This window comes from Citrobacter cronae (genome assembly GCF_016893685.1).
GTDB lineage: Bacteria > Pseudomonadota > Gammaproteobacteria > Enterobacterales > Enterobacteriaceae > Citrobacter > Citrobacter werkmanii.
The window spans coordinates 1,036,471-1,051,351 of record NZ_CP069763.1; the positions used below are offsets into that span (position 1 = coordinate 1,036,471).

Below are 14,881 nucleotides of genomic sequence, written 5' to 3' on the forward strand. Positions count from 1 at the left end.
CAGGAGATAAAGCGATGGAACAAACCTGGCGTTGGTATGGCCCAAACGATCCCGTATCGTTGTCCGATGTTCGTCAAGCTGGTGCAACGGGTGTGGTAACTGCGCTGCACCATATTCCAAACGGTGAAGTCTGGTCCGTAGAAGAAATTCTCAAACGCAAAGAGATCGTAGAAAAAGCCGGTCTGGTCTGGTCGGTCGTGGAAAGCGTGCCGATCCATGAAGACATCAAGACCCACACGGGCCAGTACGATCTGTGGATCAAGCATTACCAGCAGACGCTGCGCAATCTCGCCCAATGCGGCATCTTTACTGTGTGCTACAACTTCATGCCGGTTCTGGACTGGACCCGTACCGACCTGGAGTATGTGTTACCCGACGGTTCAAAGGCTCTGCGCTTTGACCAGATTGAGTTTGCCGCATTTGAATTGCATATCCTCAAGCGCCCTGGTGCGGAAGCGGACTACAACGCGGAGGAAATTGCCCAGGCTCACCAGCGTTTTGCGGATATGAGCGAAGAGGACAAAGCCCGGCTGACGCGCAATATCATTGCCGGTCTGCCAGGTGCCGAGGAAGGATATACCCTGGACCAATTCCGTAGCCACCTTGCAACCTATAAAGATATCGACAAAGCGGCCCTACGGGAAAATTTCGCCTGGTTCCTGAAAGCCATTATCCCAGTCGCTGAAGAGGTAGGAGTACGAATGGCGGTTCATCCTGACGATCCACCGCGCCCGATTCTTGGCCTGCCGCGCATCGTTTCTACTATAGAAGATATGCAGTGGATGGTGGATACCGTAAACAGTGCGGCCAACGGCTTTACGATGTGTACCGGATCTTACGGCGTCCGCGCAGACAACGATCTGGTTGAGATGATCAAACAGTTCGGTCCGCGAATTTACTTTACGCACCTGCGTTCCACACAACGCGAAGAGAATCCCAAAACCTTCCATGAGGCAGCGCATCTCTCCGGTGATGTCGATATGTACAGCGTAGTGAAAGCGATAGTCGAAGAAGAACAGCGGCGTAAAGCTGAAGGCAACGCCTCACTTATCCCCATGCGACCCGACCATGGTCATCAAATGCTTGATGACCTGAAAAAGAAAACTAACCCAGGGTATTCCGCTATTGGTCGCCTTAAGGGCCTGGCTGAAGTACGCGGCGTTGAACTGGCTATCCAGCGCGCCTTCTTCAGTCAGTAACCACATTGCCGCATGGTATCCCCGCCATGCGGTTTTCACTTTCAGTCAGCACCAGTCTTTGATAGCGCATTATCAAAGAAGATCATCAATGACAGGAGTTTGTCATGGACAATAATCTCGCCACTGCACAGATTTCCACCCCACGCCCACGCAGGGATCGTTCACGCCTCGTTTCGCGCATCGTGCATCTTGGTTGCGGCGCTTTTCACCGCGCCCATCAGGCACTCTATACACATCATTTGCTGGAAAGCAGTGACAGCGACTGGGGCATATGTGAGGTCAACCTGATGCCCGGAAACGATGCCACACTGATTCAAAACCTGAAAGCGCAGGATCTGCTGTACACCGTTGCCGAACGCGGCGCACAAACGACAGAGCTTAAAATCATTGGCTCGATGAAAGAAGCGCTGCATCCTGAATTTGACGGTTGTGAAGCCATTATCCACGCAATGGCACGTCCAGAAACTGCCATGGTTTCGCTGACCATCACCGAAAAAGGATATTGCACAGATGCCGCCAGCGGCGAGCTGGATCTGAATCATCCGTTTATCCAGCACGACATTGCCCACCCACAGTCCCCCAAATCAGCAATTGGTTATATCGTTGAAGCCCTCGCGCTACGCCGCCAGCAGGGATTGAACGCTTTTACTGTGCTGTCCTGCGATAACGTGCGGGAAAATGGCCACGTCGCAAAAACCGCTGTCCTGGGTTTGGCCGCCGAGCGCGATCCGCACCTGGCTGAGTGGATTGCCGAACAGGCAACGTTCCCATGCACAATGGTAGACCGCATCGTTCCAGCAGCAACAGAAGAGACGTTAGCGCAAATCGCCGAGCAGCTTGGCGTTTACGATCCCTGTGCCATTGCCTGCGAGCCATTCCGCCAGTGGGTTATCGAAGATAACTTTGTTAATGGACGTCCGGACTGGGATCGCGCGGGCGCACAGTTTGTGGAAGATGTGGTGCCGTTTGAAATGATGAAACTGCGTATGCTCAACGGCAGTCACTCATTCCTCGCCTACCTCGGTTATCTGGGCGGCTATGAGACGATTGCCGATACGATGACAAACCCGGCGTATCGCAACGCTGCGCTGGCGTTAATGCTTGACGAACAGGCCCCAACGCTGTCGATGCCTGAAGGTACAGACCTGGCAGGTTATGCGGAATTGCTTATCGCGCGCTTTACTAATCCAGCACTGAAGCACCGAACCTGGCAAATTGCGATGGATGGCAGCCAGAAATTACCGCAGCGTTTGCTGGATCCCATTCGGCTGCATCTGGCACGAGGGGAAGATTACCGTCATCTGGCTCTGGGTGTCGCAGCCTGGATGCGCTACGTCAGCGGTGTGGATGAAAAAAACAATCCGATTGATGTGGTGGACCCTCTGGCGGCACGGTATCAGGCGATAAATCAGCAATATCAGTCACCTGAAGAGCGTGTGCGGGCGCTGCTGACAATCGACACCATTTTTGGGACGGATTTGAGCGATAACACAGACTTTATCAAACGCGTAACCGCTGCCTGTCAGCAATTGCACAGCGTAGGAGCACGTGCAGCGGTAGCCGCTCTAAATCATTAAATATTTTACTTCAAAGACCCACGATCTGTCTGACATAAGCCAGATGTTCCAGTGATTTTTGGTAAGCACCGTCAGCATCAGCCTGGCGGATCGCATCCACAATCGCTTTATGCTGAGTATTCATGCTGGTTAATACATCCCGATTGCCGGAACGCTTGTCCAGTCCGGCATACGGGATGTTAACGCGTTGTTCCCACAGCATTCGCGACATATCAAGCAGTACGCGGTTCTGGCTGGCTTCAGATACCGTTAAATGGAACTGCTTATCGAGGGAGTAAAAGCCATGGACATTGTTTTCACTAATGGCTTTTTCCATGCTGAGGTGCAGCGCTTCAAGCTGACTAATAAGTTCATCTTTGCCTGCTTCTGCAGCAAGACGCGCGCAATGACTGTCAACCAACTCTCGCGAATAGAGTATTTCTTCAACCGTATAATCACTGGCGGAATGCTTTTTATCAGTAACAATAACGCCATTACCGGACTGGATGGTGATCCATCCTGAGATCTCCAGCACAATCAGCGCTTCTCTGAGCGATGCGCGACTCACGCCAAGTTGCTTCGCCAGTTCACGTTCAGGGGGCAAGAAGCTTCCTGGCGGAAAAATACTATCGTTGATGAGCTTAATGATGAGATTGGCTATCTTTTGATAGAGCCGCTCCTGTTTTACCTCAGGAATAACCATGTGCCTCCCGTTCTCTTATCTGTGCGATTTTTAACTGATTATCTTATCATTCCCGGAGTTAAGAAACGCATGCCTGAGTCAGTTCCTTGTAACAGCGGTAAACAAATTCACTCACCAGAGACCAAATCCTGCGCGCACGCCCAGGCGCTCGACCATGCCCACTGGAAGTTGTATCCACCCAGCCAGCCGGTGACGTCCATCACTTCACCAATAAAATAGAGTCCTGGCACTTTACGGGCTTCCATCGTGCGCGATGACAGCTCGTTGGTATCCACGCCGCCCAGCGTGACTTCAGCGGTACGATACCCTTCCGTACCGTTCGGCTGCACCCGCCACTCGGTCAGGGTCTCCACCAGCGTTTGCTGATCGCGCACGTTAAGCTGTTTCAGCGAGACATCCGGGATTTGCCCTAACTGCTGTAAACATTCCACCAGGCGTTTTGGCAACTGCATAGCAAGCGTATTCTTTAAGCTCTGATTAGGGTGGGCGCTGCGTTGTTCATCCAGGAAGCTCGCAAGGTCAACATCCGGCAACAAATTAATGCTGACAAATTCACCTGGCTGCCAAAAACTGGAAATCTGCAGCACGGCCGGACCAGAAAGCCCGCGGTGCGTAAAGAGCAGGTTTTCACGAAATACGGTGCCGTCCTCGGCGGTGATAACGGAGGAAACGGATACGCCAGAGAGCACCTGAAGCTGCTCCAGCAGCGGCTTGTGTAAGGTGAAAGGCACCAGACCTGCGCGCGTCGGCAACACGTTCAGACCGAATTGTTCGGCAATTTTATAGCCAAACGGCGTCGCGCCCAGACCCGGCATCGAAAGACCACCAGAGGCGATAACCAGCTTTTTCGTGCCGACAGTCATGCCGTTCAGCGCCAGGATGAAATCTTCCCCCTCACGCTCAACGCTGAGGACTTCGCTACGTAACCGCATAGTTACGTTACCTTTTTCACACTCGTCCACCAGCATATCGACAATTTGCTGGGCGGAATCGTCGCAGAACAGCTGACCCAACGTTTTTTCGTGCCAGGCGATACCGTGCTTGCCCACCAGATCGATAAAATCCCACTGCGTATAACGCGCCAGCGCCGATTTGCAAAAATGCGGGTTTTGACTCAAATACGCGGCAGGTTCGACATAAAGGTTGGTAAAGTTGCAGCGTCCCCCGCCAGACATGAGGATCTTGCGTCCCGGCTTTTTACCATTATCAATCAGCAGTACCCGGCTACCTGCTTGTCCTGCCTGCGCGGCACAAAACATACCCGCTGCGCCAGCGCCTATAATAACGGTATCAAACCTTTCCACGTTGCGATCCTCTCTAAAAAGCGGGGGTGAATTGTAAAGATTCCTCAGTGGTCGCACCAGCACCAAACTACCGATAAAGGGTATTTATCTGAAATATATAGGATAATTCTTTAGTGGTGTAAAACAAAGCAGGAGACAAATCAAAAAAACTCTATATTTCACTTTGCCCGCGCCGCCAAAGTCACTGATAATGCGCCGCGTTCATGTCCTCAAAATGGCGTAACGTCCTATGCTACATTTGTTTGCTGGCCTGGATTTACATACCGGGCTTTTACTATTGCTTGCTCTGGCTTTCGTGCTGTTCTATGAAGCAATTAACGGCTTCCATGACACAGCCAATGCTGTCGCAACCGTGATCTATACCCGTGCAATGCGTTCGCAATTGGCGGTGGTCATGGCTGCGTTGTTCAACTTCTTTGGTGTTTTGCTGGGTGGTCTCAGCGTAGCGTATGCCATCGTGCATATGCTGCCAACGGATCTGCTGCTAAATATGGGATCGTCACATGGCCTCGCCATGGTGTTCTCCATGCTGCTGGCGGCAATTATCTGGAACCTGGGTACCTGGTACTTTGGTTTACCTGCATCCAGCTCCCACACGCTGATTGGCGCGATTATCGGTATTGGTTTAACCAATGCGTTGATGAACGGCACCTCGGTGGTGGACGCACTTAACATCCCGAAAGTGATGGGTATTTTTGCCTCGCTAATCATCTCGCCGATTGTCGGTCTGGTGGTTGCTGGCGGCCTTATATTCATTCTGCGTCGCTACTGGAGCGGTACGAAAAAACGTGCCCGTATCCATCTGACACCGGCAGAACGTGAAAAGAAAGATGGCAAGAAAAAGCCGCCGTTCTGGACGCGTATCGCACTGATCCTCTCCGCTATCGGCGTGGCGTTTTCTCACGGCGCGAACGATGGCCAGAAAGGCATTGGTCTGGTGATGCTGGTGCTGATTGGCGTAGCGCCTGCAGGCTTCGTGGTGAATATGAATGCTTCCGGTTACGAAATTACCCGTACCCGCGATGCTATCAATAACGTCGAAGTCTTCTTCCAGCAACGCCCGGACCTGCTCAAGCAGGCGACTGGCGTAGACCAGTTGATTCCGTCCCCGACGGAAACGGTCACAACGGCATCGACAGAGTTCCATTGCCACCCAGCGAATACCATCAACGCGCTTGAGCGTGCGAAAGGTATGCTGGCGAATCTGGAAACCTACGACAAGTTAAGCGTTGAACAGCGTGGCCAGCTGCGCCGTATTATGCTGTGTATCTCTGATACCACGGATAAAGTGGTGAAATTGCCTGGCGTAAGCGCTGACGATCAACGTCTGCTGAAAAAACTGAAAGTTGACATGCTGAGCACCATTGAGTACGCGCCTATCTGGATCATTATGGCCGTCGCACTGGCGCTGGGTATTGGTACGATGATTGGCTGGCGTCGCGTAGCCACCACCATTGGTGAGAAAATCGGTAAGAAAGGCATGACCTATGCCCAGGGGATGTCGGCGCAGATGACCGCCGCAGTCTCTATCGGTCTTGCCAGCTACACCGGTATGCCCGTTTCCACCACCCACGTTCTCTCCTCTTCCGTTGCGGGAACGATGGTTGTTGATGGTGGCGGTTTACAGCGTAAGACGGTAACCAGCATTCTGATGGCCTGGGTCTTCACCCTGCCGGCGGCGATTATTCTTTCCGGGGTGCTGTACTGGCTCTCCCTGAAGCTTATCTAAGCGGATGCACGGTAAAAAAGCGGGTCAGGAAACTGACCCGCTTTTTTTGTATCTGTCGTTGGTAATCAGTGCCAGATAATCAGCGCAACCATGCTGATTAGCACCAGTCCGCATAACGCGCTGGTAAGAATGAACTGGCCGCGAACCCGCTCACAGCGGCGAATAAATTCATCATCATGGTGATCGCGGTAACGCTGAGCGTAGATATACCACACCAGACGCATCTGCTTGTTGGGTTGCCCATGCGAGGTAAAAAATCCCCCACCATCGACATACTGGTAAAGTAATGGATCGCAACCACGAAGTACCACTAACAGTGCGCGTAACGAAGAAAAATAGCGCGCCATATTAACAATGCAAACGACACACAAAGCCCAGAACAACGCAATGGTGCTTATCATATCTCCTCCCCGGCGACCCGCCCACGGAACTCCTTTCCGGGACTACCGCTCCCCGATACCCTACCAATCATTCAGTGAAGAGTGCTACCGAAACCGCTCGTGTTAGTATCACGCATCCGAGCGCCTCTCTAAATAGTGTAGGAGATTAGTTAATTTTTTTGCCAGAAGGTTAATCGCTATCAATGCAATTAACTAAAAAATTTGTTTAACTGCTTGGCAAGCAAGGCGGATTGACGGATTATCCAGGTCGCTATAATGTAAGGATAGTCCTTATATGGTACGTTTTTACGACTGGGCTAGCCCCGCGCATAAGGTTCGCAGGACGCGAATGACGCGGCGGCAAATAAACGCCAGCAGGCTAGTCATCGACAACTTATGGAAGGAGTAACACTATGGCTTATAAACACATTCTTATCGCGGTTGATCTTTCTCCGGAAAGCAAAGTTCTGGTTGAAAAAGCGGTCTCTATGGCGCGGCCTTACAATGCTAAAGTCTCCCTTATCCACGTTGACGTAAACTATTCCGACCTGTACACCGGGCTAATCGACGTGAATCTGGGCGACATGCAGAAACGTATTTCTGAAGAAACCCACCACGCGTTAACCGAGCTGTCCACCAATGCAGGCTACCCTATCACCGAAACCCTGAGCGGTAGCGGCGACCTGGGCCAGGTTCTGGTTGATGCCATCAAAAAATACGACATGGATCTGGTCGTTTGTGGTCACCACCAGGATTTCTGGAGCAAACTGATGTCCTCCGCACGTCAACTGATCAACACCGTCCACGTCGACATGCTGATTGTTCCGTTGCGTGACGACGAAGAAGCATAAAATGCTTGCCGCCGGGAGATAACCCGTCCCGCAGCAAACAGTAAAGCCTGTAAACGCCCGCCCGCGCGGGCGTTTTTGTTTTTATCATTCGGACACAATTAGTACATCAACCCAACAAATAAATCATAATTAGTGTGATCAACTAATTGGATCGAAAACTATCTGTATAATACTCTACCCGCACGGCTAATCGCCGCAGTCTATAACAAAATAAGACTTTTTCGGCGCGTTTAAGTATACGCGTTCATACTTTTCGGGATGGCTTTGAAAGGCGATGGAATATGAATAAAACTGCACCTACGGGCTTGCTGCAGCAACCTCGTCCGTTCTTCATGATCTTCTTTGTGGAATTATGGGAACGATTTGGCTATTACGGCGTTCAGGGCATCCTGGCGGTATTTTTTGTTAAGCAACTCGGTTTTTCTCAGGAACAGGCATTCGTCACCTTTGGTGCTTTTGCCGCACTGGTCTACGGCCTGATCTCGATCGGCGGCTACGTCGGCGACCACCTGTTAGGGACCAAGCGCACGCTGGTACTCGGTGCGATTGTGCTGGCGATCGGCTACTTCATGACCGGGATGTCGCTGCTCAAGCCCGATCTGATCTTTATTGCTTTGGGTACCATTGCCGTGGGTAACGGGTTATTTAAAGCCAACCCGGCAAGCCTGCTGTCAAAATGCTATCCACCGAAAGACGCCCGACTGGATGGCGCTTTCACCCTGTTTTATATGTCGATTAACATCGGTTCGCTGCTGTCGCTGTCGCTGGCGCCGGTGATTGCCGATAAGTTTGGCTACGCGGTGACCTACAACCTGTGCGGGGCCGGGCTTATCGTCGCGCTGCTGGTCTACTTTGCCTGCCGTGGAATGGTGAAGAATATCGGTTCTGAGCCAGATCATAAGCCGCTGAATTTCCGTAATCTATTCTGCGTGCTGGCCGGTACGGTAGTGACGATATTTATCTGCGCCTGGCTGATGCATAACGTGAAGATTGCCAACCTGGTGCTGATTGTCCTGTCGATTGCCGTGACGATCATCTTCTTCCGCCAGGCCTTCAAACTGGATAAAACCGGGCGCAACAAAATGTTCGTGGCTTTTATCCTGATGCTGGAAGCGGTAGTGTTCTATGTGCTGTACGCACAGATGCCAACGTCACTTAACTTCTTTGCTATCAATAACGTACACCATGAAATTCTTGGTTTCGCCATCAACCCGGTAAGCTTCCAGGCGCTGAACCCGTTCTGGGTGGTAGTGGCAAGCCCGGTACTGGCCGCGATTTATACCCGTCTGGGAAACAAAGGTAAAGACCTGACCATGCCGATGAAGTTTACGCTCGGTATGTTCCTGTGCTCGCTGGGTTTCCTGACCGCCGCCGCTGCCGGGATGTGGTTTGCCGATGCGCAGGGACTGACGTCGCCGTGGTTTATCGTGCTGGTGTATCTGTTCCAGAGTCTGGGTGAACTGCTGATTAGCGCCCTGGGACTGGCGATGGTCGCCGCGCTGGTACCGCAGCACCTGATGGGCTTCATTCTTGGGATGTGGTTCCTGACCCAGGCCGCTGCTTTCCTGATGGGAGGTTATGTCGCGACGTTCACCGCAGTACCGGAAAACATCACCGACCCACTGCAAACGCTGCCTATCTATACCAATGTCTTCAGTAAGATAGGCCTGGTGACGCTGGCGGTAACGGTAGTGATGGCGATTATGGTGCCATGGCTGAACCGAATGATTAATACGCCAAGTACCGAACAGTAATACTCAGTGCCGGGTGCGGCAACCGCCTTATCCGGCCTACAAATAATTGAGAATCGTAGGCCCGATAAGCGTAGCGCCATCGGGCAATCCGTTACTCCGTCAGAGGGGTTCCGGCATAAATATCAAACCGATGCCCTTTGGTCACCACCGCGTTAGGCGTGGCCACGTCAGCCAGCGGCGGCGCGTAGTCCGGGCGTTTCACTACCACACGTTTAGTCGCTAGCTGACGCGCCGGTTCCAGCAAGCCGTCAGCGTCGAGATCCGGCCCCACCAGCGACTGAAACACGCGCATCTCTTTCTTTACCAGCGCGCTTTTTTGCTTATGCGGGAACATCGGATCGAGGTACACGACCTGCGGGCGTGGGGTAATATCGGTTAACGCTGTCAGACTCGAGGCATGAATCAGCTGTAAACGTTCCTGAAGCCAGCCGCCAATTTCCGCATCGGCATAGCCGCGCGCCAGGCCGTCATCGAGTAACGCGGCGACCACCGGATTGCGTTCCAGCATCCGCACACGGCAGCCGACGGAGGCCAGCACAAACGCATCGCGCCCCAGCCCGGCAGTGGCATCGACCACGTCCGGCAAATAATCGCCTTTAATGCCGACGGCTTTCGCCACCGCTTCGCCGCGACCGCCACCAAACTTGCGCCGGTGCGCCATTGCCCCGCCGACAAAATCGACGAAGATGCCGCCGAGTTTCGGTTCGTCTCGCTTACGCAATTCCAGATGTTCCGGCGTCATCACCAGTGCCATCAGGTTGTCTTCATCATGCTCCAGCCCCCAGCGGGCGGCCAGAACAGATAAGGCGCCGTCTCCGGCGCCCGTTTCATCCAGTAAACAAATTTTCACGCGAACAATTAGCCCTTGATGCCGTAATGCGCCAGCATGGCGTCGAGCTGAGGTTCGCGGCCGCGGAAGCGTTTGAACAGCGTCATCGGCTCTTCCGAACCACCGCGAGTCAGGATGCTATCGAGGAACGACTGACCGGTTTCACGGTTGAAGATGCCCTCTTCTTCAAAGCGGGAAAATGCGTCCGCCGCCAGCACATCGGCCCAAAGGTAACTGTAGTAACCCGCTGCGTAGCCGCCAGCAAAAATGTGGCTGAAGGCGTGCGGGAAGCGGCCCCAGGTTGGGCCCGGCACCACGGCGACCTGTTTCTTAATTTCGGCCAGCGTCTCAAGGACTTTCGCCCCCTGCTCTGGGTTAAACTCCGCGTGCAGGCGGAAGTCGAACAGGCCGAACTCCAGCTGACGCAGAATAAACAGCGCCGCCTGATAGTTTTTCGCCGCCAGCATTTTATCCAGCAGTTCCTTCGGCAGCGGTTCGCCGGTTTCATAATGGCCGGAGATAAACGCCAGCGCTTCCGGCTCCCAGCACCAGTTTTCCATAAACTGGCTTGGCAGTTCGACCGCATCCCACGGCACGCCGTTAATACCGGAAACACCGGCAGTTTCGATGCGGGTCAGCATGTGATGCAGGCCATGACCAAATTCGTGGAACAGGGTGATCACTTCGTCATGGGTAAACAGCGCCGGTTTGCCGTTCACCGGGCGGTTGAAGTTACAGGTCAGATAGGCAACCGGTTTTTGCAGCGTGCCGTCTGATTTACGCATCTGGCCGACGCAGTCGTCCATCCACGCCCCGCCGCGTTTGTGTTCACGGGCGTACAGGTCGAGGTAGAAGCTGCCGCGCAGTTCGTTGCTTTCGTCATACAGTTCGAAGAAGCGCACTTCCGGATTCCACACGTCAACATCGGTACGCTCTTTCGCGGTGATGCCGTAAATACGTTTTACCACTTCAAACAGGCCGTTAACGGCTTTGTTTTCCGGGAAGTACGGACGCAGTTGTTCATCGCTGATGCTGTACAGATGCTGTTTTTGTTTCTCGCTGTAGTACGCGATATCCCACGGCTGCAGCTCTTCAACGCCACATTCGGCTTTGGCGAAGGCGCGCAGCTGGGCCAGCTCTTTTTCCCCCTGCGGACGGGCGCGTTTCGCCAGATCGGTCAGGAAGTCGAGCACCTGCTGCGGGTTTTCCGCCATTTTGGTGGCCAGAGATTTAAAGGCGTAGCTTTCGAAGCCCAACAGTTGCGCCAGCTCGTGACGCAGCGCGAGGATCTCTTCCATCACCGGGGTGTTGTCCCACTTGCCCGCGTTCGGCCCCTGATCGGAGGCGCGGGTGGAGTAGGCGCGATACAGCTCTTCACGCAGCGCCTGGTTGTCGCAGTAGGTCATGACCGGCAGGTAGCTTGGGATATCCAGAGTCAGCAGGTAGCCTTCCTGCTCTTTGGCTTCGGCCTGCGCTTTCGCCGCCGCCAGCGCGCTTTCCGGCATGCCGGAGAGTTCAGCTTCGTCGGTCACCAGCTTGCTCCAGCCCATGGTGGCGTCGAGCACGTTGTTGCTGTACTGGTTACCCAGCTCGGACAAACGGGTGGCGATTTCGCCGTAGCGCTGCTGTTTCTCTTTCGGCAGGCCGATACCAGACAGTTCAAAATCACGCAGCGCGTTATCGACCGCTTTTTTCTGTGCAGTGTTCAGGGTGGCGTAATGGTCGCCATCACGCAGGTCGCGGTACGCTTTGTACAGACCTTCATGTTGCCCAACCCAGGTGCTGTACTCGGAGAGCAGCGGCAGTGTTTGCTCGTAGGCTTCACGCAGTTCCGGGCTGTTTTTCACCGAGTTCAAGTGGCTGACCGGAGAGAAAATACGCCCCAGCACATCGTCCACTTCCGCAAGCCTCTGGCAGAGATTTTCCCAGGTGTACGGCGCGCCCTGCGCAACGACTCGCTCAACGTTTTCGCGACAATCGTTCAGCGCCTTAGTAACGGCAGGCACAACATGTTCGGGCTGAATTTTAGAAAATGGCGGCAGTTCGAAGGGAGTCAGCAATGGATTGGTCATTAGCGCGGTCCTGTTGAAAAGAGTGAATGAAGCGCGTATCCGGCGCTGTGCATATTAATTTGTACAATGGGGTTAAGTGTAGAGGATTTCAATGCTAACCGTGGCGGAAAGACGCCCGGTGGCGCTGCGCTTACCGGGCCTGCGGGTAATCTGTGCCGATCTGCTGTAAACTGTGGCAAATCGTCATTTCAGCGGAATTTCATTACCCATGCTCAGTTATCGCCACAGTTATCACGCAGGCAACCACGCCGACGTCCTTAAACACACCGTTCAGAGCCTGATCATTGAATCACTCAAAGAGAAAGAAAAACCGTTTCTCTATCTGGACACCCACGCTGGCGCTGGCCGTTATCAGCTGAGCAGTGAGCATGCCGAACGTACCGGTGAATACCTGGAAGGTATCGCCCGTATCTGGCAGCAGGACGATTTGCCTGCCGAACTTGAACCCTATATTTCCGTGGTGCAGCATTTCAACCGTAGCGGCCAGTTGCGCTACTACCCGGGCTCTCCGTTAATTGCTCGTCAGTTGCTACGCGAACAGGACAGCCTGCAATTAACCGAGCTGCACCCGAGCGACTTTCCTTTGCTGCGCGGCGAATTTCAGAAAGATGAACGCGCACGTGTGGCCAAGGCTGACGGTTATCAACAGCTAAAAGCAAAATTACCGCCGGTTTCCCGCCGCGGGCTGATCCTTATCGATCCGCCATACGAAATCAAAACCGACTACCAGGCGGTAGTGACCGGCATTAATGAAGGCTACAAACGCTTCGCAACGGGCACCTATGCGCTATGGTATCCGGTGGTCCTGCGCCAGCAAATCAAGCGCATGATCCACGATCTGGAAGACACCGGTATCCGCAAAATTCTGCAAATTGAGCTGGCGGTGCGCCCGGACAGCGATCAGCGCGGCATGACGGCGTCCGGCATGATTGTGATTAACCCGCCGTGGAAGCTTGAGCAGCAGATGAACAATGTCCTGCCGTGGCTACATAGCAAGCTGGTTCCCGCAGGAACCGGACACACTTCCGTAAGCTGGATCGTGCCGGAGTAATCGCAGCCATCGGTGGAACCTTTTAATTTCAGGTATACAATCGCGAATATTTTGGCGGATGGCGTAACGCTTCTCCGCCCTACAATGAACATGAAGGAGCGGTCATGACCAAGCACTATGATTACATCGCTATTGGCGGCGGCAGCGGCGGTATTGCCTCCATTAACCGTGCGGCAATGTACGGCCAGAAATGCGCACTGATTGAAGCCAAAGAGCTAGGCGGCACCTGCGTTAATGTTGGCTGCGTACCGAAGAAAGTGATGTGGCATGCCGCACAAATCCGTGAAGCGATTCATATGTACGGCCCGGATTACGGTTTCGATACCACCATTAATAAGTTCGACTGGGATAAACTGATCGCCAGCCGTACCGCCTATATCGATCGCATTCATACCTCGTACGACAACGTGCTGGGTAAAAATAACGTTGATGTGATTAAAGGCTTTGCCCGCTTCGTTGATGCCAAAACCATTGAAGTGAACGGTGAAACCATTACTGCCGATCATATTTTGATCGCCACCGGCGGGCGCCCGAGCCATCCGAACATTCCAGGCGTGGAATACGGAATCGACTCCGATGGTTTCTTTGAGCTGCCAGCGCTGCCAAAACGTGTAGCTGTTGTTGGCGCAGGCTATATCGCCGTTGAACTGGCGGGCGTGATTAACGGCCTGGGCGCAGAAACTCACCTGTTCGTGCGTAAACACGCGCCGCTGCGCAGCTTCGATCCGATGATCGTCGAGACGCTGGTCGAGGTGATGAACACCGAAGGTCCGACTCTGCATACTCACGCAATTCCGCAAGCGGTCATTAAAAACGCCGACGGCAGTCTGACCCTGCAACTGGAAGATGGCCGTAGCGAAACGGTGGATTGCCTGATTTGGGCGATCGGTCGTGAACCAGCCACGGATAACTTTAACCTGGCCGTTACTGGCGTGAAAACCAACGAAAAAGGCTACATCATCGTTGATAAATACCAGAATACCAGCGTGCCGGGGATTTATGCCGTTGGCGATAACACCGGTGCTGTTGAGCTGACGCCGGTTGCCGTTGCCGCGGGCCGTCGCCTGTCCGAGCGTCTGTTTAATAACAAACCGGACGAGCATCTAGACTACAACAACATCCCGACCGTGGTCTTCAGCCACCCGCCAATTGGCACCGTGGGCTTAACCGAGCAGCAGGCTCGCGAACAGCACGGCGATGACCAGGTGAAAGTGTATAAATCCTCGTTTACCGCGATGTACACTGCCGTGACTTCACACCGCCAGCCGTGCCGCATGAAACTGGTTTGCGTGGGTCCGGAAGAGAAGATTGTTGGTATTCATGGCATCGGTTTTGGCATGGACGAAATGCTGCAAGGCTTCGCGGTGGCGCTGAAAATGGGCGCGACGAAGAAAGACTTCGATAACACCGTTGCGATTCACCCAACGGCGGCAGAAGAATTCGTCACTATGAG

Annotated in this window: 12 protein-coding genes; 7 read left to right on the top strand and 5 right to left on the bottom strand. The window is 53.5% G+C overall.

The window, feature by feature from the left end; genetic code table 11:
- Positions 1-14 precede the first annotated feature (14 nt).
- The gene (uxuA, locus tag JSN25_RS04625) at positions 15-1,199 is read left to right on the top strand and encodes a mannonate dehydratase (protein WP_204525479.1); all 1,185 of its coding nucleotides are present in this window, start codon (positions 15-17) and stop codon (positions 1,197-1,199) included.
- 104 nt (positions 1,200-1,303) lie between these two features.
- Positions 1,304-2,776, top strand: a complete 1,473-nt coding sequence (locus tag JSN25_RS04630; protein ID WP_204525480.1) for a fructuronate reductase — start codon at positions 1,304-1,306, stop codon at positions 2,774-2,776.
- Between the two features lie 10 nt (positions 2,777-2,786).
- Here the strand turns inward: JSN25_RS04630 and JSN25_RS04635 are convergent, their stop codons facing one another.
- Entirely contained in the window at positions 2,787-3,458 is a 672-nt protein-coding gene (locus JSN25_RS04635) for a FadR/GntR family transcriptional regulator (RefSeq protein ID WP_069323761.1), read from the bottom strand.
- A 107-nt stretch (positions 3,459-3,565) separates the two neighbouring features.
- Positions 3,566-4,762 carry a BaiN/RdsA family NAD(P)/FAD-dependent oxidoreductase gene (locus tag JSN25_RS04640; RefSeq protein WP_137346684.1) on the bottom strand — a complete coding sequence of 399 codons (1,197 nt, stop codon included), beginning with the start codon at positions 4,760-4,762 and terminating at the stop codon, positions 3,566-3,568.
- A gap of 229 nt (positions 4,763-4,991) precedes the next feature.
- Here JSN25_RS04640 and pitA point away from each other — a divergent pair, with 229 nt between their 5' ends.
- Positions 4,992-6,491, top strand: a complete 1,500-nt coding sequence (gene pitA / locus JSN25_RS04645; RefSeq protein ID WP_204525481.1) for an inorganic phosphate transporter PitA — start codon at positions 4,992-4,994, stop codon at positions 6,489-6,491.
- Between the two features lie 65 nt (positions 6,492-6,556).
- Here the strand turns inward: pitA and uspB are convergent, their stop codons facing one another.
- Positions 6,557-6,892: a universal stress protein UspB gene (gene uspB, locus JSN25_RS04650; RefSeq protein ID WP_003023371.1), complete on the bottom strand. Its 336-nt coding sequence runs from the start codon at positions 6,890-6,892 to the stop codon at positions 6,557-6,559.
- 392 nt (positions 6,893-7,284) lie between these two features.
- On the opposite strand from uspB, the gene uspA reads away from it, so the two are divergent.
- Together uspA and dtpB are read left to right on the top strand one after the other, a co-directional pair.
- A complete protein-coding gene (gene uspA / locus JSN25_RS04655) occupies positions 7,285-7,722 on the top strand; it encodes a universal stress protein UspA (protein ID WP_003023368.1) in 438 nt (145 codons plus the stop codon).
- A 281-nt stretch (positions 7,723-8,003) separates the two neighbouring features.
- A complete protein-coding gene (dtpB, locus tag JSN25_RS04660; RefSeq protein WP_038635084.1) occupies positions 8,004-9,476 on the top strand; it encodes a dipeptide/tripeptide permease DtpB in 1,473 nt (490 codons plus the stop codon).
- A gap of 91 nt (positions 9,477-9,567) precedes the next feature.
- On the opposite strand, the gene rsmJ is transcribed toward dtpB, so the two are convergent.
- A complete protein-coding gene (gene rsmJ, locus JSN25_RS04665; RefSeq protein WP_038635086.1) occupies positions 9,568-10,326 on the bottom strand; it encodes a 16S rRNA (guanine(1516)-N(2))-methyltransferase RsmJ in 759 nt (252 codons plus the stop codon).
- A gap of 8 nt (positions 10,327-10,334) precedes the next feature.
- A complete protein-coding gene (gene prlC / locus JSN25_RS04670) occupies positions 10,335-12,377 on the bottom strand; it encodes an oligopeptidase A (RefSeq protein ID WP_087857173.1) in 2,043 nt (680 codons plus the stop codon).
- A gap of 208 nt (positions 12,378-12,585) precedes the next feature.
- Between prlC and JSN25_RS04675 the strand changes: the two genes are divergently transcribed.
- Entirely contained in the window at positions 12,586-13,428 is an 843-nt protein-coding gene (locus JSN25_RS04675; RefSeq protein ID WP_038635089.1) for a 23S rRNA (adenine(2030)-N(6))-methyltransferase RlmJ, read from the top strand.
- A gap of 104 nt (positions 13,429-13,532) precedes the next feature.
- On the top strand, positions 13,533-14,881 hold a 1,349-nt coding region (gorA, locus tag JSN25_RS04680; protein ID WP_204525482.1), incomplete at its 3' end, for a glutathione-disulfide reductase.

Excerpts from the sequence above, each read along its gene's own strand:
- prlC (WP_087857173.1), bottom strand. The coding sequence starts at position 12,377 with ATGACCAATCCATTGCTGACTCCCTTCGAACTGCCGCCATTTTCTAAA.
- JSN25_RS04675 (WP_038635089.1), top strand. The coding sequence starts at position 12,586 with ATGCTCAGTTATCGCCACAGTTATCACGCAGGCAACCACGCCGACGTC.
- JSN25_RS04630 (WP_204525480.1), top strand. The coding sequence starts at position 1,304 with ATGGACAATAATCTCGCCACTGCACAGATTTCCACCCCACGCCCACGC.
- uspB (WP_003023371.1), bottom strand. The coding sequence starts at position 6,892 with ATGATAAGCACCATTGCGTTGTTCTGGGCTTTGTGTGTCGTTTGCATT.
- pitA (WP_204525481.1), top strand. The coding sequence starts at position 4,992 with ATGCTACATTTGTTTGCTGGCCTGGATTTACATACCGGGCTTTTACTA.
- dtpB (WP_038635084.1), top strand. The coding sequence starts at position 8,004 with ATGAATAAAACTGCACCTACGGGCTTGCTGCAGCAACCTCGTCCGTTC.
- uspA (WP_003023368.1), top strand. The coding sequence starts at position 7,285 with ATGGCTTATAAACACATTCTTATCGCGGTTGATCTTTCTCCGGAAAGC.
- JSN25_RS04635 (WP_069323761.1), bottom strand. The coding sequence starts at position 3,458 with ATGGTTATTCCTGAGGTAAAACAGGAGCGGCTCTATCAAAAGATAGCC.
- uxuA (WP_204525479.1), top strand. The coding sequence starts at position 15 with ATGGAACAAACCTGGCGTTGGTATGGCCCAAACGATCCCGTATCGTTG.